Raw genomic sequence first — 18,774 nt, forward strand, 5'->3', positions numbered from 1 at the left:
GCCCCGTTCCGGGGCACGCCCGGATCATGGCCGTTGTTCCGTGGGGCCGTCGGCCATGGCCCCTGTTGCCGACATCCCCGTCGCCGGGTCGATCCAGTCACCGCCCAGCGCGCGGTAGACATTGGCCAATGCGCGGTAATTGTCTCCGCGCGCGGCAGCGAGCGAGAGTTGTGCCGAAAAGAGGCTCCGCTCGGTGTCGAGCACGTCAAGATAATCCGCATAGCCGTTGTCGTAGCGATAGCGCGCGAGAATCACGGCGCGCTCCAGAGCCTCGACCCGGCGCGCGAGCGACTCCTCCGCGTCGCGTGATGTCTGCACGGCTACCAGCGAGTCCTCGACATCCCGAAACGCGTTTTGCACAGTAAGTTCATAGGCCGCGAGCGCCTGTTCGCGTCTCGCTACGGCCTGATCGGTCGCGGCGGTAAGCCCGCCGCCGGTGAACAACGGTCCGGCGATTTCGCCGACAAAGGACCAGGTGCGCGCAGGGCCGGTGAACAGGTTTTCGAGCGCGGCGCTGGCGAATCCTCCAACGCCGGTCAGCGAGATTCGCGGAAAGAACAGCGCGCGCGCCGCGCCTATAAGCGCGTTGCTCGCTATCAGTTGTTGTTCGGCCTGAAGGACGTCGGGCCGCCGCGTCAGCAGGTCCGCGGGAAGGCCCACCGGGACCGTCGGTGTCCGCAGCCCGTGCAGGTCCTGTCCACGCTTGATCGGACCTGGATTGCGCCCCAGCAGGATCGACAAGGCATCCTCCTGCTGCGCGATCGCCCGCTTGAGCTCGGGAACCGCCGCCACTGCCGATTCATATTCGGCCACCACCAGCGACATCTCATAGTCGGAAACGGCGCCGCCTTCGCGGCGCATCCGAAATATCTTCACCGATTCCGTCCTGCCGGCGACCGTGGCTTGCGCAGTTTCGAGGCGGCTATCCAGATCGAGCAGCGTGATATAGCCGACGATCACCGACGCGACCAATGTCAGCACAACGCCACGCCGCGCCTCTTCGCTGGCCAGCAGATTGGCGCGGGCCGCCTCGGTTTCGCGGCGGATCCGCCCCCAAAGGTCGATCTCCCAACTGGCTGAGAGTACCGCGCTGAAGCTCGAGCTGACCGGATCCCCCGCCGCCGGAAACGGCACCGAACCCCGCTCGCTGGCCCGCTGTCGGCTTGCGCTCAGCCCGTATCCGACCTGCGGAAAAGCCTGCGACCGCGTGCCCGCGAGCACCGCTGCAAATTCGTCGACGCGTGCCGTGGCGATCCGCAGGTCGCGATTATTTGCGAGGCATTCACGCACCAGATCCTCAAGCACCTTGTCGCCAAAGGCCCGCCACCAGCCCGCCGTCTCGGGCTGCGCGGATGACATGGGCACAGCGTCATTGAAGCGATACGTCGTCGGCACTGCAACCACGGGACGTTCATAGTCGGGACCCTGGGTGCAGCCCGCGCAGGCACAAAGGCAGAATGCGGCGGCGGCATTGCGTGCCGTCGCCCATCGGTGATCGGACCATTTCCCGCCCAAATCTACCATCCCGACCCGCCCTTGAGGCGCCAACGCCGGCGCCAAAGCCCGCGACCCACCGTCCCTGCACACTCGCCTCGGGGGCCGAATTCAGCTTATCCTGATTTTTCAGGCAGTTCAGGACGAACAGAATATCGGACATGCAAGCAGTCACGGACATTGACGCGTCATGTCTTGGTATTCGCCGCGAAACCGATTTTGTCAATTGCCAGGACGATTTTGGTATTGGTATCCGTAAGTTGTCCCGCGTTATATCACCCCAACACAGGATTGATGCGTAGTATTACGCACTTAAATCTGCCGCGGTGGTGGCTGCGATGTCCGAGATATGCTTGCCCCCCTCGTCGGTCAACTTGTGGAGGTGAAATATGGGACCTCGCCGATTATGACGCTTTTTCATCCACTGCTGCTGTGCGGTGTCTCCACTTCTGAAGTTCGGCCGCTCCCCCCGGAGCGCACTCCCCGTCATCTGACGCCTCGTGGCTGACGCGTTCGACCTCATCGTGCTCGGCGGCGGGCCGGCGGGCGCGAGTGGCGCCAGCGCGGCGGGTCTGTTGGGCAAGCGCGTCGCGCTGATCGAGCAGGCGGGAATGCTGGGAGGTGCGGGGATCAACACGGGCACGGTGCCGAGCAAGACGCTGCGCGAGACCTCGCTCGTCCTGTCAGGCTGGCGTTCGCGGCAGCTGTTCGGCGTCGATCTCTCGCTGCAGCGCGAGGCGACGATCAGCGATTTCATGCGGCACCAGCAGCATGTGACGGCGACGATTCGTGAGCGCTTGAAGGCCAACCTCGATCTGCGCGGCGTCGAGCGGTTGAATGGCGTAGCCAGCTTCGTCGACCCGCACACCGTGCACATCCTCGAGGGTGGCGGGCAAACGCTGCTGCGCGGCGAGAGGATTCTGATCGCCACGGGCTCTTCGCCTTACAGGCCCCCGGAATTCCCTTTCGAGGATGACCGTGTCCACGACTCCGACGAGCTGCTCGAGATCAGTGCGATGCCGAGAAAACTGGTCGTCATCGGCGGTGGCGTGATCGGCAGCGAATATGCGGGCACGTTTGCGGCGCTCGGCATCGAAGTGCATCTGGTCGACGGGCGGGGCATGCTGATGCCCTTTCTCGATCAGGAAATCTCGCACGGCATCGCCACCGCCATGGCGGCGAACGGCGTCCAATTCCATTGGAACGAGCGCGTCGTCGCCTGCGACGCATCGCGGCCCGGCGGTGTCGTCCTCACGCTGTCTTCGGGCACGAGCCTGACGTGCGACGGCGTGCTTGTCTGCGCCGGACGGCAGAGCAACACCGCCGAGCTGGATCTCGCTGCCGCCGGCATAGCACCGGGCAATCGTGGGCTGGTGCCCGTGAACGATCGCTATCAGAGCGTGGTGCCCCATATTTATGCGGCGGGTGACGTGATCGGCGCACCCGCGCTTGCAGCGACGGGCATCGAGCAGGCGCGTGTCGCCGTCAATCACGCCTTCGGCGCCGCGCTCAAGAGCGATATTGCGACAACGCTCCCCACGGGCATCTACACTATCCCCGAGGCCAGCATGGCCGGAGCAACCGAAGCCGCGTTGCGCGAGCAAGGCGTGGACTTCATCGTCGGCCGCGCGCGCTACGCCGACCTTGCGCGCGGAGATATCATCGGTGACGAGACCGGCTTTCTGAAGCTGATCTTTCGTCGCGCGGACATGCGCCTGCTCGGCGTCCATGTCATGGGCGAGCAGGCGACCGAACTCGTCCATGTCGGGCTCATAGCCCTGCTCGCTGAAGCCGACGCGGACCTCTTCAACCGCGCCTGCTTCAATTACCCGACGCTGGGTGATCTCTACAAATATGCGGCTTATGACGCGATCGTACAGCGTGAAGGACAGGCATGATCGCGGTCAGCGTCCCGGCGAGGGCGCTTGCGAAGGCAGGTTGAAACGATCGAACGATTCGGGTGGCTGCGCCTTTATGAATGCCTGAAGCTGCAGCATCGGTTCCTGGGATTCGGTGATTCCGCCCGTGGTCGGCCGATTGATGTCGAGGATCAGCACCATGAAGATCCCGAGCAACAGGAACAACACCAGTGCCGTTTTCCGGCTCGCGTTTCCGGTGACGACATAACCGATCACGCCGGCGGTGATGAACTGGTACAGGAACAGCACAAGGAAAACCTCGGATGGAACCTGCGCCTGACGCCCCGCCTTGCGTACAGCATCCATGTCTATGAGCTCGTTCATCGTTTCGAGGAACGCACTGGAAGAAGGATAGGGACGCATCGACGGAAACGCTGCGACGGTTTCCGTCCAGAGATCGGCAATCAGGCGATCGCTGGTTGCGAGCAAAGGCCGCTGCGCCGGGCTCGGCGGCGTGGTGGCAAGCGATATCCGGGTATCGGTATAGTCCGCAAGCAGCTTGCTCATCCGCGCCCGATGGGGCTGCTCCAGCAGTTGGGCGCGCAAATAGGTGGTGCCGATCGCATTCGCTTCGAGCAGGACATTTCCGCGGCGCGCATCGAAGCGATCGACCGCCAGTGAAAAGGTGAAGGCAACCAGCAGCGCCATCAATCCCATGATGGCGGGCACCATCATGCCCTGTTCGCCGTCCTCGCTTTCGCCGGCAATTCCCCGGGCATGATTATGCCGCCGTCGCAGCGCCCAGCCAATCAGCGATGCACCAATCATTCCGCCGAACATCACGAGGCCGATTGCCCATAGCGGCGTCTGAACGAGCCAGTTGCTGAAGGCCGTGAGCATCGCGCTTCTCCGCTTTCCTGTTGACGCGTCCGATAGCGATTCAATCATGCCGTCATCGCCTGCAACCGTGCATCGGCATTTTACCCGACCCGATGTCGAAAATTCGCTCAACCGCACAAGGCAGGCGTGCCGCGGACCGCACTATGCCAACCGCCCCGTTTGCGCCGCGCGGATCGGCATCAATCCCCGGCGGACACAGGGTATTTCCCGATGTACGGCATGCGCGGGGAGCGGTAGCCACGACGTTCGAGGGAGACCGCGCTTGATCAGCACCCTGGTTCCGAATCGGCCCGTCCGCGCAGCATCGTGGTTGCGAGCGCTGCTCGCGTTCGTGATGCTGCAACTGCTCGTGACCGGGTGCGCGACACCCGAGCGCCTTCCCGCGGTGCCGACGGCATCGACGATTCAGGCGGACACCGGGATGGGGCCCATCCGCTTCTTCGTAAGGCGCGACGTTTCGGGTTTTGAGGCGGAAGCGAAGCAATCGCTGGCGCGTGAGCTGGCATATCGCGCCAGCATGGGCCAGCACGGCCCGCTGCCGCCCGCATATTTCCTCGCGATTTCGGGCGGTGGCGACAATGGGGCGTTCGGGGCGGGCCTGCTCAACGGCTGGAGTGCGGCGGGCACGCGTCCCGAATTCAAGGCGGTCACCGGGATCAGCACCGGTGCGCTGATCGCGCCCTTCGCCTTTCTCGGCCCCAAATATGATCCCGTTCTGGAAAAGGTCTACACCCAAGTGTCGCAGCGCGACATCTTCAAGATGCGCGGCATGATCAAGGGATTTTTCAGCGACGCGATGGCGGACACGACGCCGCTTTACGAACTCGTCACACGCTATGCCGATCAGGCGCTGCTCGACGCCATTGCGGCGGAATATGAGAAGGGCAGGCTGCTGCTCGTCGGCACCACCGCGCTCGATTCGCTCGAGCCCGTCATCTGGAACATGACCGCGATCGCGGCGAGCAAGGATCCGCGCGCGCCCGAGCTGTTCCGGCGTATCCTCGTCGCATCGGCCTCGATACCCGGTGCCTTCCCGCCCATGATGCTCGATGTCACCGCAGGGGGGCAGCGCTATCAGGAAATGCACGTCGATGGCGGCACGATCGCGCAGGTCTTTCTCTATCCGCCCTCGATGCATCTCGACCAGGCGGGTGCATCTGCGGGCCGCAAGCGTATCCTCTACATCATCCGCAACGCGCGGCTCGATCCCGACTGGGCCAGCGTCGACCGGCGGACGCTGCCCGTCGCGACGCGCGCGATCTCGGCGCTGACGCAGACGCAGGGCATTGGCGACCTGTACCGGATCTACACGACGACCAGGCGCGACGGCATCGATTACAATCTCGCCTTCATCCCGCCGACATTCACCGTGCCGCATCGCGAGGAGTTCGACACCAACTATATGCAACAGCTCTATGCGGTCGGCCAGCAGATGGCGGCCAAGGGCTATCAATGGCAGAAGTTCCCGCCTGGCTATTCCGAATAGCGTCGGGAGCCTGACATGTTCGCCCTTTCAAGATTCGGTCGATCCAAGCAGGCGGGCCTTGCTGTATTTGATCACATCCATCACCGCCGCGGTCATGACCGCGGTCGAAAGACCGAACATGATGACGCCATTGGCCGCCTCCAGCGGGCCAAACAGCCGCCAGTCCTCGGACATGACGATATCGCCATAGCCCAGACCCGCATAGTTGACCCCCGAATGGTAAAAGGCGGTGATGAAGGAATCGAACTCACCGATCAGCATGAACAGCGCCGCCCACATGCCAATCTGGGTCAGATTTCCCAGCATCATCAGCATCATCGTTATCGAAAGCAGGCCGAAATCCTGCAACCGCGTGCTTCCTCGGGAATGCTCGATCCTGAAACGCGCGTACCAGCGCAGGCATGTGGTCACGAAAACCGACTGGAGCATCAGGCAGAGCAACAGCATCGCAAGGCCAATCAGCAGATGAACCAGCATGTCACACCTCTTTCACGGCGCGTCCCGACAGGTGATGCACCTATTCACAGCTGCGGCCATCTTGCAATGGGAAGACGGGCAATATCGTCTGCGGCGGCGTGGCATCGAAACCGGGCGTCCCGCATTGACATAACACAATGGGCGCCGGGCGCGGAGGATGTAGGATTTTTGAGCGGCCACGGCGCTTTGCGGGTGCAATGCACGCGCGACGCCGGTGTTGGGTAATAGCGGGCCGGCCCCATCGTTGCTGCACACTGCAAGGAGAGTGTCGATGTCAACTGCGCCCACTCCCGACCCCGCTTCGCAGCATGCGCCGCCGCGAACATTGCTCGATGTGCTGATCCGCGCGGGACTGATCGCCGTGCTGGCGATCTGGTGCTACCGCGTCTTCCATCCCTTTTTGAACCTGATGGTCTGGTCGGTGATACTCGCGGTAACCCTCTATCCGTTGCAGGTGATGCTCAGGCGCCGCCTCGGCACCAAGGAGGGGCGTAATGCAACGCTGATCGTGCTGGTTTCGATCGCGATTCTGCTCGTGCCGATCTATCTGCTTATCGCATCGGTTTCGACCTCGGTGGAGGAAGCGCTCGCGCTCACCAGGGGTGGCAGCCTTCATATCTCTCCTCCCGATCCCTCGATCGCGGCGTGGCCGCTGATCGGCAAGCCATTGCACGCCTTCTGGCTGCAGGCGGCCACCGACCTGACCGCGCTGACGCAGAAGCTCGCGCCGCAGATCCGGGAGGCCAGCCTGACAGTGCTGACGATATTGGCGGGATTCGGCATCGGCCTCGTCATGTTCATCGTCGCGCTCATCCTGGCCGGGGTCATCATGGCCTATGGCGAGAATGGCAGCCGCAGCGCGGTGCAGATCTCCTCGCGCATCTTCGGGCCGGACCGGGGCGCGCATGTCGCACAATTGTGCACGGCCACCATCCGCGCAGTCGCGCAGGGCGTCGTCGGCATCGCGTTCATCCAGATGCTGCTGATCGGCGTCGGTTTCGCGCTCAAGGGCATTCCCGGAGCCGGCCTGCTCGCCATGGCGGTGCTGTTGCTGGGAATCATGCAACTGCCCGCCACGCTCATCACCGTCCCGGTGATCGCATATGTCTTTGTGACCGAGGGCGCGACCCTCCCGGTCATCATCTTTTCGGTCTATGTCTTTGTCGCGGGGCTCGCGGACAATGTGCTCAAGCCATTGCTGCTGGGACGTGGTGTGGACGTGCCCATGCCCGTCGTGCTGATCGGCGCGCTGGGCGGCATGGTCACCGGCGGCACCATCGGGCTGTTCATCGGCCCGGTGATTCTCGCCGTGGGCTACGAGCTCTTCTGGCAATGGGTCAGACAGTCGCCGCAAGACTCGTGAGCCGCGGCCTCGACCCGACGCCTTTCGCTCCGAAACTCGCAAGGCGCGCAGACCGGCGGCCGCTGTTTCAACGGCTATCCGGCCGGTACAAATGTTGATGGAGAACAGATGGTGCCAGGAGAGGACTGTAAGGTGACGTGTATGATTTTGTAATCAACACCTTAGCCTAATGCACGCGGCAAGCGCATACCCTCAAATGTAGTCTCAGAAGCGGAAGCTGGGGAGGTTCGATGCCCAGGTGATTTGCTCGAACATAAAATTTCTCGATCACTTGGGGCCTCGAATTGGGCATGGGTCATGTCCTTCCGTATCAGTTTCCGGAAGTGCGGCAATCGGCGAGATAGCCGCCATTTTGCGCCTGCCAGCCGGAGCGACGACTTACGCCGGCAAGTCAGCCATTCAGCGTGCGTTTTCGGCTGCGCGAAAGCCGCCATTCTTTTCTCTGGCTTCGTGAGCAATCTGCGCCTGGCGGTCTTGCTGGTCCCCAGGCAATTCTCACGCTGGAACTTGGCGGCCAATCTGCCTGAGGTAAGTTTGACAGGGTCGGTAGTGGCAGGTGAGGGGCCTGCCCGACAATCGGTGAAGGACGCCGCGAATGCCCAGGTCTCGCTTCCTGACTGCCCTTCTTGGCTTCCTCACCGCCTGTGCGAGTGTGGCGGTCGCGCAAGAACTCAGTCCTGCCGAACGCGATGAACTTGAATCACTGCAGCAACCCGAAAGCTGGTTCCCTGAGCAGACGCGCAGCACTCGCCGGATCGTTGACGGGCAGGCGCTTGACCCCAGGTTTCAGTTTCTCCTCGCCAGAAGCAGCCGGCGCATAGTCGCGCGGGAAAACCCGCTGTTGGCCGCCACGCGACGCACGGTGCGATGACCGCAGCCACTAACCGCTTGAGCGGGCTTTCGACTGGCGGATCTCGTCCTGAATCTCGAGCGGAAGGCGGATCGTCGATCGGAAGCCGCGCTCCGCCGGCCCTGCCTCGAGATTTGCGGTGTTCCCATAGCGCAGCGAAAGCCGGGATCTGGTATTCTGCAGTCCGATGCCGATCCGTCCGGAATCGCTCTGTGCAAAAGATGCGTCCGGCCCGTTGTCCTCGACCGTGATGACCAACTCGTCCTCGTCCTGACGGGCCGACACACGAAGCACGACCGTTTCGGTGGAGTTGGTCACCGCGTGCTTGATGGCATTTTCGACGAGCGGTTGCAGGATGAAGTTCGGAACCAGCGCATCTTCGAGGTCCACCGGGAGTGCCAGTGATACCTGCAAGCGATCTCCGAACCGGAAGCATTCGATCGCCAAATAGGTATCGACGATGTCAAATTCGTCGCTGAGCAGATTGTCGTGGCTATGCCCCGAATCCGCAACATCCCGCAGGAACCCGGCCAGCTTCTCCACGGTCTGGTTGGCTTCATCGTGCCGCCCCTCAATAATCAGCGTGGAGACAGCGCCCAACGTGTTGCACATGAAGTGCGGGTTCAGCTGAAGCCGAAGAAGCGAGAGCTCCGTCGACGCCGCCTTGCGCTCGGCATCGGCAGCCCGGGCCAGTTGCGCATTGGCTTCGGCTTCCGCCACCAATTGCAGGCGCTCGCGCTTCCGTGCTTCGTCATTGTGGAGCAGCGCCATGATGGCGGCCGCCCAAAGGCAGAAGGGCACGAACCAGAAAAGACCGCCCGCCAGAACATTTTCCCTCGTGACGGCGGTCGCCACTGTCAGGTGCTCCGCATCGGGGCCAAGCAAAGTCCGGATGAGCTGAAATCCGACGTCAAAGACGAAGACGAGGACAAATATCGTAGCGATCGCCGCGACCGCCTGCCGCTTGATCGGCAAGGTCATCAGACGGGCGAGGATATGAAAGACCACGAGCCCTGTGACCGTCGCATAGACGATGGTCGTGGCATCCAGCGGAACATTTATCCAGCGATAGTTATATCCGCGCAGAACTGCGCTTATCGACGTCACCAGGACGAAACTGACCCAGTAGAGCATCGCGATGGGGACAATGCCCATGTTGATGGAGCCCCTTGATCGGGCCCACCCTAACTTTGCCATGGCGCGGATCTCCCCCCTGGCGCAGCGGACAAGTTGGCCGGCTCGCCCCCACCGGCTCATATCGAGAGTAACGACATCACGATAGTGGACCGGACCTTACGAGGTAAATAGCTGATTTTCGTTACCGCATTCGCCCGCGGAATAGAGCGTCGGCATGCGGAAAGCGCTGTGCATTCTTGCTCGTCGCTTCAACCGACACGGTCGTCGCAACATACAAACCAAAGCACTGAAAGCGGTTCAAAAAGTCGCAGTTCCACGGAACTCGCTGGACCCAGGAAACCGCTTCTAGATATTCCTCCTTCTAGAATGCGGCGGGGCGGTTTTTTCCTCCAAAAGCCGCCCCATTCCCTGCTGCGACGCGGATGTCCTGACAGATCGCGCATCGATGCAGCGTTCTGGCTATGTCGCGGCTACCTGACGGCCGCCGGACACTGCGCGATCGCCGTTTTCGACGTCCCGGCAGGATGGGCGTTATTGCGCGTCGGACTGCGGCCCGTCGGCGCCCTCCGCGGCGCATTTGTCCGCATAAAGCAGCCCGACATGCTGCATTCGCTGCGACATGAAAGTCTGCCGTTCGATAACCGGCTGCAGAGCCTTCATCATTGCTTCCGCCCGGTCGTCGCCGCCCATCGCCGAAGAGAGCGTCGCATCGATCCCCATGCCGATCAGTCCACCTGCGCCAGGTATCAGCGTGCTCGCCAGACCCGACAGGGCCTGCTTCGCGAGGCTCCCCGCCTTCTGCTTGGCCAGCACTCCAGTTGTCTCCTGCTTCGCAAGCTTCTCGACCTGCCCCGTCATCGCGAGAAGTTCGGCGTCCAGCGCGCTCATCTCTTCCTGCAACTGGGCACAGGTCAGCGCCTGATCTCCCGGCTTCCCAGCCTCGAGAGAGACATCATCCGCGTCTTGCGAAGCCATTGCGGAGGATCCCGCCGCAAGTGCGGCGGCAGCGATCATCGACCGGGCTACTGTCCTGAACATCATGTCATCAACCTCATTTTGTGGGCGAGCCCTGGCGTCACTGTGCGTGCGGCGGGGACGGTGGAGTCATTCGCGGGAGGCAGGCGCGAGCGAGCCTATTTCCCTCGCGCGACGCAGCGCCGTTGGTAAAGGCCATGCAGATAATCCATCCGATCGAGCGCGAAGTCGAACTGCGTCTGGATTGGCGCATATGCCTTCTTGATGTCGTTGCTGGAGCTTTTGAGGTGCGCGGTGCTGCCCAGGGTTCCGACCGCAGTGGCGATGGGCGGTGGGACCGACAGTGCCATTGAGAGGAGCGCCACGCCCTGCGCCGCGACGGCTATTGCCTGAGTCTCAGCGCTCGGATTCACATCAACCTTGTTCAGCGCGTCCTGCAGGATGGCTAGTTCCTCGTTGCGGAAATGCACCTCGGCAAGGATCTGCGGACAGGTGAGCTTCGCGTCTCCGGGAACGCTGGTCCGAGCCGTCCCCACCGCGCTCGCGGTTTGCGCGACGCTCGGTGACGAGGCGAGCAGAATGGAGGTGATCACAATACGCCCGCATTGGCCGGAGTAGGTCAGTTTCGACATCGAATGCTCCATTGACGGGGTCGGACATGCGGGCGGGACAGTCGGAACTATCCCGCCCGCCGCTTGCTCAGAAGCGGATGGAAGTGCCGGCGGTGATGGAGGAGCGCTGGGTGTTCTCGAACTCGCCGGTATAGCCGAGGTAAAACTGGACCTTCGCGCTGACATCAAGGCCGAGGCCGACCCCGAAGCGGCCGACGGTCCGGTCGCGCTCGACGCCGTGGACCACAATCGGGGCGCCGGGCGCGCCGGCATAGGTTCCCGACACGAGGATCTCGCCATCGTTCAGCTGCCGACGCACGCCCAGTTCGGCATAGGGCGTCACGCCCATGCCGCCGACCTGCGCCGTCCCCGACACCGCCACGCCAACATCGCCGAACCAGGCGCTGGCACGGTCGCTGCCGACCGCGAGCGCGAAATCGCCCGCGCCATGCTCGACCACCGCGCCGCGGCTGGTGCGCACATAGCTGAGCCCGGCCCTGGGAGTGACGTCGATCCCGCCAAGCGCGACCGAATAGTCGACGCTCATGTCGGCTACCCAGCTCTTGAGGTCATAGTCGCTCGCCGCCGCGGTCGAGGAGACCGCGAGCTGGCGCCGCGTCTCGGCATCGAGGTCGCTGTAAGAGACCATCGCGTGAACCCCGAACCCGCCGATCGCTGCATCGGCGAATACGCCGCCGATGAAGCCCTTGCCTTTGGTGGCTGCATCCAGCGCGGCGAGCGCCTGGTCGGTGTCGCTGCGTCCGATGAACGCGCCCACATGGGCCTGACCCTCGCCCATACCGTATCCGACACCGCCCAGGAAGCCGTTGGTCTGCAGGTCGGCGCGGCTCGCTCCGGTATCCGCCTGCCCGCGAATATCGCTGTCGCCGGTCAGCCCCTGCGCAAAGCCGTAGAGGCCGTCAGCTTTTGGTACGGTCATCCGCAATGCACGGCTGGCATCGACCAGCTGCAGCCCGTTCTCGACCCCCAGCTGCATCGCCGAGCCATAAGCCTCGGGAGTGAGTTGCGCGAAGGCATGCTGGTTGATTGTTCCGTCGGCGGCGGTGAGCGTGTTGAGCGCTGCGGTATAGGCCTGCACCCCATAGCTGTCGCGCAGCACCTGGTTCGAATAGCTGACGCTCGCCTGGACGTTGGTCGGATAGGCGTCGCTGTTGTTGAACTCGCTGCGGATCTGGATGCGGTTGCCGTTCTGGACAACGAACCCGAATACCGATGCGGACTTGTTGATCGTCGTGAAGCGGCCCGTGATCGCGTCGGCGACCACGATGTCGAGCACCGAACCCGGCAAATTGCCGAGGGCGCCGGTGATGTCCATCGTCGTGCCGGCGGCAATGGCCAACGTGCCGTTGATGTCGAGCAGGTCGTTGCCGGCATTCGGCGTCAGCTCGATCAGCAGGTTCGAGCCGGCGCGCATCGTGACGTCGCCATTGACCGTCATCGTCCCCGGCGAGGCCCCCGGCGAAAGCGTGCCGAGCACGTCGATGTCGGCATTGACGATCCCCGCCGACCCGAAGGTCCCGCCGAGCGCGACGGTGACGAGATCCGCGTTCAGCGTCGACCCTGCCTGACCGATCAGGCGGCCACCGGTGACGTTGATGTTGTTCCAGCCCGACGTGCCGGTGAGGCTGACCACACCGCGGCTCACGCCAAGGTTTTCAAAACCCTCAAACAGGTTGCCCGCGACCTGGACCGGCGCCGCATCGGTGGCGTCGGTGTCGAACACGACGGTGTCGAGATCGGCCCCGCCGTTCACCGTGCCGCTGATCCCGGTGAGCGAATTGATCACGAGACGATCGGTGCCGGCACCAAGGTCGACGTTGCCGACGATGCTGCCAAACACCTCAAGCGTGTCGGCATTGTTTCCGCCCGTGACGTCGGCGGTCAGGGTATTGCCCGCGTCGACGCGCGTCGTTCCGCCGTCGAGGCCGACGCCGCCCGTGAAGGTCGCGTTGCGGTCGATGCGCAGCACGCCATTGCCCGATGCTTCGAGACGTTCGAAGCCCGTCGCCTGAATCAGGCTGAGCAGGCGCGCCCATTGCGGGCCCTGAACCAGCGCGAGCGTGTCGTTGCCCGCACCGCCCTCGATCGTTCCGCTGACCTCGGCGCCGTCGCGGATCGTGAAGCGATTGTCGGCGCCGTCGAACACGATGCCGTTGGCGACGCCAAGCTGCGAATTGGTGCCCAGTTCCAGATCGCCGCCGTTCACGGCAAGGGTGTCAAAACTGTACGAGCCGCCCGTCAGCGCCAGCGTGCCGGTGCCGTTCGAGACCAGATTTTCGAAGTTGCGGATCTGCGCCGTAATCACGGTGCGCTGATCGGCCGCGCCGGTCTCGATTTCGAGAAGGTCGTCGCCCGCGCCGCCATCGACGAAGCCCTGCAACGTCGCGCCCGCGGTCAAAGCGAGTTCGTTGTCGGTATCGCCTTCGAACGTGATCGACTGATCAGCGCCGATCGCGCCCGTGACCGTCAACCGCACGCCGTCAGCGGCGGTGACGCGAACGGTTTCAAACTCGTTCATGCCGCCGATCCGCGAATCGCCACCCAGCGTCAGGTTGAGGCGGTCGCTATCTGCGCTGCCATCGGCATTTTCGCCGCCCAGCAGGCTGCCCGACAACGTGCCGTCGAGGTTCAAGTAGAGCGTATCATCACCGCCGCCCAGATCGACGCCGCCTGTCAAAGTCGAGCCGATCGTCACTTCCTGCGCGCTGTCGTCGCCGATGATCGTGCCGATCGAGCCGCCAAGATCTTCGGTGATCGAGAGATTGGCGCCTTCGAGCAGCTCGAAATTCTCGTAACGCTGTCCGGCCGCAAGCGCGATTTCCAGCGTTCCGGCGCCATAGACGCCGATCGAGTTGAAGTTGGCGACATTGCCCGGGATCGATCCGTCCTGTCCGCCAAGGCGGAAGATGAACGTGTTGTCGCCGGCACCGCCATCGATCGTGCCCGCGACCACGCCGCCGTCACGCGCAATATAGCGGTCGTTGCCGGCGCCGAGATCGACACTGCCTTCGATCCGCCCGCGATTGTCGACGGTGTCGTTGCCGCCGCCGAGCGCGACATTGCCCTGCACCGTGCCCTGGACATTCAGCGTGTCGTCGCTCGCCGCCTGGGTCGGGTCGGCGACGTCGCGGCCCATAACATCGGCCGTGAGCGTGCTGCCCGCATCGACGACAAGGTTGCCGCCTTCCAGCACAACCTCGTCAAAGGCGGCCAGATTCTGGTCGATATGGAACTCGCCCGCACCGAGCACGGCCATCTGTTCGAAGCCGGTCAGGGTCGACAGGCCAAAGGCGCTCAGACGGCTGATCTGCCCGCCCGCCTGCTGGAAGGCCAGCACGTCGCGGTCGAGGGCGCGTTCGCCGGCATCGACTGCCCCTGTGATTCGCGAACCAGCGCTCAGCGTCAGGCGGTCATCGAACGCCGCGGTAAAGGTGACGTTCGCGGCCAGATGCGTATTTGCACCCAGTTCGAGATTGCCGCCCTCGAGAACATTCACCCCGTTCGCGAAGCTGTAATCGCCGCCGGTGAGCGCGAGCGTGCCGTCGCCTTCGACGTCGAGCGTCTCGAAGCCGTTGATCTGCGCCGAGACCAGAGTGCGGCTGTCGGGCGCGTCGGTGGCGACCGTCATCCGGTCGCTGCCCGCGCCGCCATTGACGGTGCCGCCGAACGCCGCGCCCGACGCGATCACCAGGTGATTGTCGCCCGCGCCGAAGTTGAGCGTCTGGCCCGCGGCAAAATCGCCATCGATGATGAGCTGCGCGGTGCCGTCGACGTTGATCGTTTCAAAGCCCGATGCGCCGTTGCCGAACGTCGTCGTGCCGATGATGTTGAGGTTGAGCGTATCATTGTCGAGGCCGTTGGCGTCCTCGCCGCCGTCGAGCACGCTGCTGAGCACGCCTTCGAACCCGTTCATCGTCAGCGTGTCGTTCCCGCCGCCGAGCGACACGCCGCCGGTCAGGTCGCCGGTGATCGTGACATTCTGGTCCGTCGCGTCGCCGGTGATGCGCCCCACCGTAACGCCATTGGCAATGGTCAGATCGAGATCGGCGCCGTTGATTAGCGCAATCGCGTCGTAACTCTGACCGAGCGCGAGCGTCAGGCGGTGATCGCCTGACACCTGGATTGTTTCGAAATTGACGGCATTGTTGACGATAGCGGGGACCGCATTCATGTCCTGCGTCAGTTCGAAGCCGATGATGTCGTTGTCGAGACCATTGGCGTCTTCGCCGCCGTCGACGATCCCGCCGATCGTGCTGCCGCTGCCGAGCAGAAGCGTGTCGTTACCGCCGTCGAGTTCGAGATCGGTGCCGATACTGCCGCTATCGCCCATCTCGACGCGATCGTCGCCGCCGCCCATCCGAACGGCGTCGTTGATCGTTCCGTCGACGATTAGCCGTTCGGCTTCGTCCGAGCCGTTGAAGGTGCGGTCGCCGGTCGTGCGGACGGTTGCGCCCTGCTGGACGCGAAGCGTAACGCCGCGAATATCGAGCATCACGGCATCGAACGAGCCGAGGATGTTGACGATGCCGCTGCCGTTGACCTCGCGGACGATATTTTCGAAACCGCTATAGCGGTTACCGTCGATCGTCTGGTTGGCGACCGACAAATCGACCGCAATCGTGTCCTCATCGCCCAGCCCGCCGACGACGTTGCCGGTGATCGTGCCGCCGGAAAGAAACACGGTGTCGTCACCGTCGCCGAGCCGCAAATCGCCCTCGAGCCGCGAGGTGCCGCGCGCCTCGAACCGGTCGTTCGATGAACCAAGATCGACATTGCCCTGAATCAGGCCCGCCCCCTCGTTGACGATCAGGTCGCGCGTGCCATCGGTGTGGATCGCACTGGCGACGGTGCCGGCGAAGAAGGTGTTGTCGCCCGCGCGCAATGACGTGGCGGTCGTATCGGCGCCGCTTCCGATGACGCGGCCGCTGTTCGTGAAGGTGAAGGTCGAACTGCCGATGCCATCGACCGCCACCGCAACCGAACGCGCCTGCGTCGCCGAAATGACGCCGTTCGCGCCGTTGGTGATGGTCGCCGTGCCGCCGGTATTCAGGTTCACCGCCATGCCCGCGCTGAGCGACACGTTCCCGGCGACATCGAAGCCAGCCCCGGTCGATTCGATTGTACCCGTGTTCGTCAAAGTCGTCTGCGGAGCGGTGAGCCCCAAACCGAAGCTACCTGCCCCAAGGCCACGAAGCACGCCTGAATTGGTCGCCGACAGCATCGCTCCGCGGAACGCCAATCCGTAATCGCGGCCTTCGATCAGGCCGCTGTTGTCGACGTTGCCTTGGCCGCGCTGACCCAATCTGACATCAGCGCCCGACTCGTCGCCGATGATCCGCCCCGAATTGGTGAAGTTGAGGTTGCCGCCCAAGCTCGTGGAGGTGCCCCGGACTTCCAGATCCAATCCACGCCCTTGCAGACTCTGGATCGTACCGCTGTTGTCGAAGACGAACGCCTCGGGCTTGTCATCGGCGACAATCGTAACTGCTTCGTCAAAACTTGCAGTGGTAAACGTGCCCCGGTTGGTGAAAGACGCGATGCCATCGCCATCGGAATGGAACGCCTTGGAATCGCCGACGCTCACCACCGCGCCAATATCGTTGATGAAATCCAGCGCGGTTGCCGCATCATGGATGGCGATCCCGATGCTGCTTCCAAGCGTGATGTCCGCCTGGTTCACGACGGTGCCATTGCCCAGCACGGTCAAGCCGTTCGCCAGAACCTCGTTGCTGGTGAAGGTTGCGGTTACGTCTGCGCCAAACGCCTCGATACTATGCCGTTCGAAACCGATCGTCTGCGCCGTCCCAAGCACATTCGACGCGGTATAGGTGCCGTTGGCCGACAGCGAACGCCCGTAGGCGTCATGCTCGCCGATGCCGCCATCGATCTGACCGGTGACCGTGCCTGCTCCAGCCGTCAGAAATACGTCCGCCTGCCGCGCCTGAGTGTTGAAAATCGTGCTTCCGCCCAGCGTAACGTCGCCGTTGATCGTCCCGGCGTTGACGATGACGTCGACCCCGTCGCCACCTTCATAGGCGGTCGTGTAGCCGAGGTTGTCGCCGTTGGTGTTGGTGATGATGCCTTGGACAGTGCCATTCGCATTGTTGCGCAAAGTCGACGGCCCGTTCACACTGCGGGAGGTTATCGCGGCGTAGGTTTCGGCCTGACCGACTGCCTTGTCGCTTTGAATCAGGCCGTCGTTGATGACCGTCCCGCCGAGGCCTTCGACCACCACGGCATTTCCGTGCATTGCGATGCGGCCAAAGCTGGTGGCGCTGGTGCGCGCATTGTGGAACGTGCCTTCGCCGGTCACCAACACACCGGTTGCGACCTCGTCGGGGGTCGATCCTGGCCCCCCGACATCGCCTTGCTCGACGATATTGCCGTAATTGGTAACGCGCCCGTCGCGAGCCAACCAGACGAGGGTGGCATCCTGGACGTCAAGCGACGTGCTGTCCTTTGCCCGCAGCTCGGACAATGCGTCGATCGTGACCTCTTGATCCGTTGTATAAAGTGCAATGCCGCGACGAACATCGATTCGCGCGCCGATCATGTTGAATATGCCGGCGCCTGTTATATCGACGTGAACATCCGCATCATTTCCGTTGATCGAACCGCGAAGATTCAGCGTCAACCGACCCTGTTCGCCGTAAACGTCGCGCGCGGTGCTGCCTTGCTCGACATAGATCGCCGGCGTAGAGCCGATGGGCGCGTGCGAGGCGTTCAGGTTTATCGTGCCGTTACCGCCGAGGCGCAGCGTCTGGTCATATGTCGTCCCGTCGGCGACATTCAAGGTCAGCTCGGAATCTGCGCCGTAAGCTTCATAAACAAGGCCGCCATTGAATCCTGGAACCGAAATATCATCCGCAAGCAGCGTTCGCGTTCGCGTTTCTGACGACGCGAGCCAGAGGGTATCCACGCCTCCGGCTACTCCGCCTATCCCTGTCGAGATCGAACCGACGTCGATCTGTCCCGCGGCATTCACGCGGTCGATGTCGACGATCAGCCGGTCGGAGGCCGCCGTCATTTCGATCGCCGTTGTGGGGTCGCGGTCTTCGCGCGCATGGATAAAGACTGCACTGTTGTCCTGAGCGTGCGCCACCATTGGAAGAGCGATCGACAGCGTTGCCGCGCCGGCGAGGAACGCGGTCCGCCGACGCGCCAGGCGACCCTTGCTGATCGAACGGGAAGAACTGCGCGCGGGTACGAATTTCATGGTGAACATCCTCAAAATCTCTGTCGCGTCGGAATCCGCCGCGTGAAGCCAAGGGAAAAGTCACCAAGACGGCGCACCGGATCCCGGTCGCCGGGTCGCATTTCGGACGGGCGGCAGGGATCGGTCTGCGACCAACGAGCGGAGTTGCGTAGACGAACGAGGCCGGATTCGGGCGAAGCCGATAGGGTCAGGGCGGGCAGACGTGCCCGTGACGCTTCATACTTCGCATTCGCCGCTCCTCCGTAGGGGGGATCTTCCGGATTCGTCGGCGCAAGAAGGCGCGCGCTCGTCGCGTCAACCGGGATCGCTTGTCTCGAAATCATGGCAGCGTGCGGCCGGAGGGCTTGAGGAGCGGTGGACCATCCATGAACGAGACGAGGTTTCC

General features: G+C 63.2%; 11 protein-coding genes. 4 read left to right on the forward strand and 7 right to left on the reverse strand.

Going from position 1 to position 18,774, the window contains the following annotated elements:
- Positions 1-24 precede the first annotated feature (24 nt).
- Complete coding sequence (locus MKI88_RS04325; RefSeq protein ID WP_241629728.1) at positions 25-1,524, reverse strand: efflux transporter outer membrane subunit; 1,500 nt, start codon at positions 1,522-1,524, stop codon at positions 25-27.
- Positions 1,525-1,994: 470 nt separating this feature from the next.
- Between MKI88_RS04325 and sthA the strand changes: the two genes are divergently transcribed.
- Positions 1,995-3,392 carry a Si-specific NAD(P)(+) transhydrogenase gene (gene sthA, locus MKI88_RS04330; RefSeq protein ID WP_241629729.1) on the forward strand — a complete coding sequence of 466 codons (1,398 nt, stop codon included), beginning with the start codon at positions 1,995-1,997 and terminating at the stop codon, positions 3,390-3,392.
- Positions 3,393-3,398: 6 nt separating this feature from the next.
- Here the strand turns inward: sthA and MKI88_RS04335 are convergent, their stop codons facing one another.
- Positions 3,399-4,253: a hypothetical protein gene (locus MKI88_RS04335; RefSeq protein WP_241629730.1), complete on the reverse strand. Its 855-nt coding sequence runs from the start codon at positions 4,251-4,253 to the stop codon at positions 3,399-3,401.
- A gap of 262 nt (positions 4,254-4,515) precedes the next feature.
- Here MKI88_RS04335 and MKI88_RS04340 point away from each other — a divergent pair, with 262 nt between their 5' ends.
- A complete protein-coding gene (locus MKI88_RS04340; protein ID WP_241629731.1) occupies positions 4,516-5,739 on the forward strand; it encodes a patatin-like phospholipase family protein in 1,224 nt (407 codons plus the stop codon).
- A gap of 27 nt (positions 5,740-5,766) precedes the next feature.
- On the opposite strand, the gene MKI88_RS04345 is transcribed toward MKI88_RS04340, so the two are convergent.
- Positions 5,767-6,216 carry an ion channel gene (locus MKI88_RS04345; protein WP_241629732.1) on the reverse strand — a complete coding sequence of 150 codons (450 nt, stop codon included), beginning with the start codon at positions 6,214-6,216 and terminating at the stop codon, positions 5,767-5,769.
- 271 nt (positions 6,217-6,487) lie between these two features.
- Here MKI88_RS04345 and MKI88_RS04350 point away from each other — a divergent pair, with 271 nt between their 5' ends.
- Together MKI88_RS04350 and MKI88_RS04355 are read left to right on the forward strand one after the other, a co-directional pair.
- Positions 6,488-7,579, forward strand: coding sequence for an AI-2E family transporter (locus MKI88_RS04350; protein WP_241629733.1), 1,092 nt, complete (start codon positions 6,488-6,490; stop codon positions 7,577-7,579).
- 595 nt (positions 7,580-8,174) lie between these two features.
- Positions 8,175-8,450 (forward strand): hypothetical protein, encoded by a 276-nt coding sequence (locus MKI88_RS04355; protein ID WP_241629734.1) that lies wholly within the window; start codon positions 8,175-8,177, stop codon positions 8,448-8,450.
- A 9-nt stretch (positions 8,451-8,459) separates the two neighbouring features.
- On the opposite strand, the gene MKI88_RS04360 is transcribed toward MKI88_RS04355, so the two are convergent.
- The 4 genes from MKI88_RS04360 to MKI88_RS04375 all read right to left on the reverse strand — a co-directional run bounded on the left by MKI88_RS04360 (position 8,460) and on the right by MKI88_RS04375 (position 18,389).
- A complete protein-coding gene (locus tag MKI88_RS04360) occupies positions 8,460-9,563 on the reverse strand; it encodes a sensor histidine kinase (protein WP_241629735.1) in 1,104 nt (367 codons plus the stop codon).
- A gap of 534 nt (positions 9,564-10,097) precedes the next feature.
- Positions 10,098-10,607: a hypothetical protein gene (locus tag MKI88_RS04365; protein ID WP_241629736.1), complete on the reverse strand. Its 510-nt coding sequence runs from the start codon at positions 10,605-10,607 to the stop codon at positions 10,098-10,100.
- A 92-nt stretch (positions 10,608-10,699) separates the two neighbouring features.
- The gene (locus MKI88_RS04370) at positions 10,700-11,173 is read right to left on the reverse strand and encodes a hypothetical protein (protein WP_241629737.1); all 474 of its coding nucleotides are present in this window, start codon (positions 11,171-11,173) and stop codon (positions 10,700-10,702) included.
- Positions 11,174-11,240: 67 nt separating this feature from the next.
- Positions 11,241-18,389 (reverse strand): autotransporter domain-containing protein, encoded by a 7,149-nt coding sequence (locus MKI88_RS04375; protein WP_241629738.1) that lies wholly within the window; start codon positions 18,387-18,389, stop codon positions 11,241-11,243.
- Positions 18,390-18,774 lie beyond the last annotated feature (385 nt).

Source organism: Sphingomonas sp. LaA6.9, from assembly GCF_022601895.1.
Classification (GTDB): domain Bacteria; phylum Pseudomonadota; class Alphaproteobacteria; order Sphingomonadales; family Sphingomonadaceae; genus Sphingobium_A.

Excerpts from the sequence above, each read along its gene's own strand:
- MKI88_RS04375 (WP_241629738.1), bottom strand. The coding sequence starts at position 18,389 with ATGAAATTCGTACCCGCGCGCAGTTCTTCCCGTTCGATCAGCAAGGGT.
- MKI88_RS04345 (WP_241629732.1), bottom strand. The coding sequence starts at position 6,216 with ATGCTGGTTCATCTGCTGATTGGCCTTGCGATGCTGTTGCTCTGCCTG.
- MKI88_RS04360 (WP_241629735.1), bottom strand. The coding sequence starts at position 9,563 with ATGCTCTACTGGGTCAGTTTCGTCCTGGTGACGTCGATAAGCGCAGTT.
- MKI88_RS04365 (WP_241629736.1), bottom strand. The coding sequence starts at position 10,607 with ATGATGTTCAGGACAGTAGCCCGGTCGATGATCGCTGCCGCCGCACTT.
- MKI88_RS04335 (WP_241629730.1), bottom strand. The coding sequence starts at position 4,253 with ATGCTCACGGCCTTCAGCAACTGGCTCGTTCAGACGCCGCTATGGGCA.
- MKI88_RS04370 (WP_241629737.1), bottom strand. The coding sequence starts at position 11,173 with ATGTCGAAACTGACCTACTCCGGCCAATGCGGGCGTATTGTGATCACC.
- MKI88_RS04325 (WP_241629728.1), bottom strand. The coding sequence starts at position 1,524 with ATGGTAGATTTGGGCGGGAAATGGTCCGATCACCGATGGGCGACGGCA.
- MKI88_RS04350 (WP_241629733.1), top strand. The coding sequence starts at position 6,488 with ATGTCAACTGCGCCCACTCCCGACCCCGCTTCGCAGCATGCGCCGCCG.
- MKI88_RS04355 (WP_241629734.1), top strand. The coding sequence starts at position 8,175 with ATGCCCAGGTCTCGCTTCCTGACTGCCCTTCTTGGCTTCCTCACCGCC.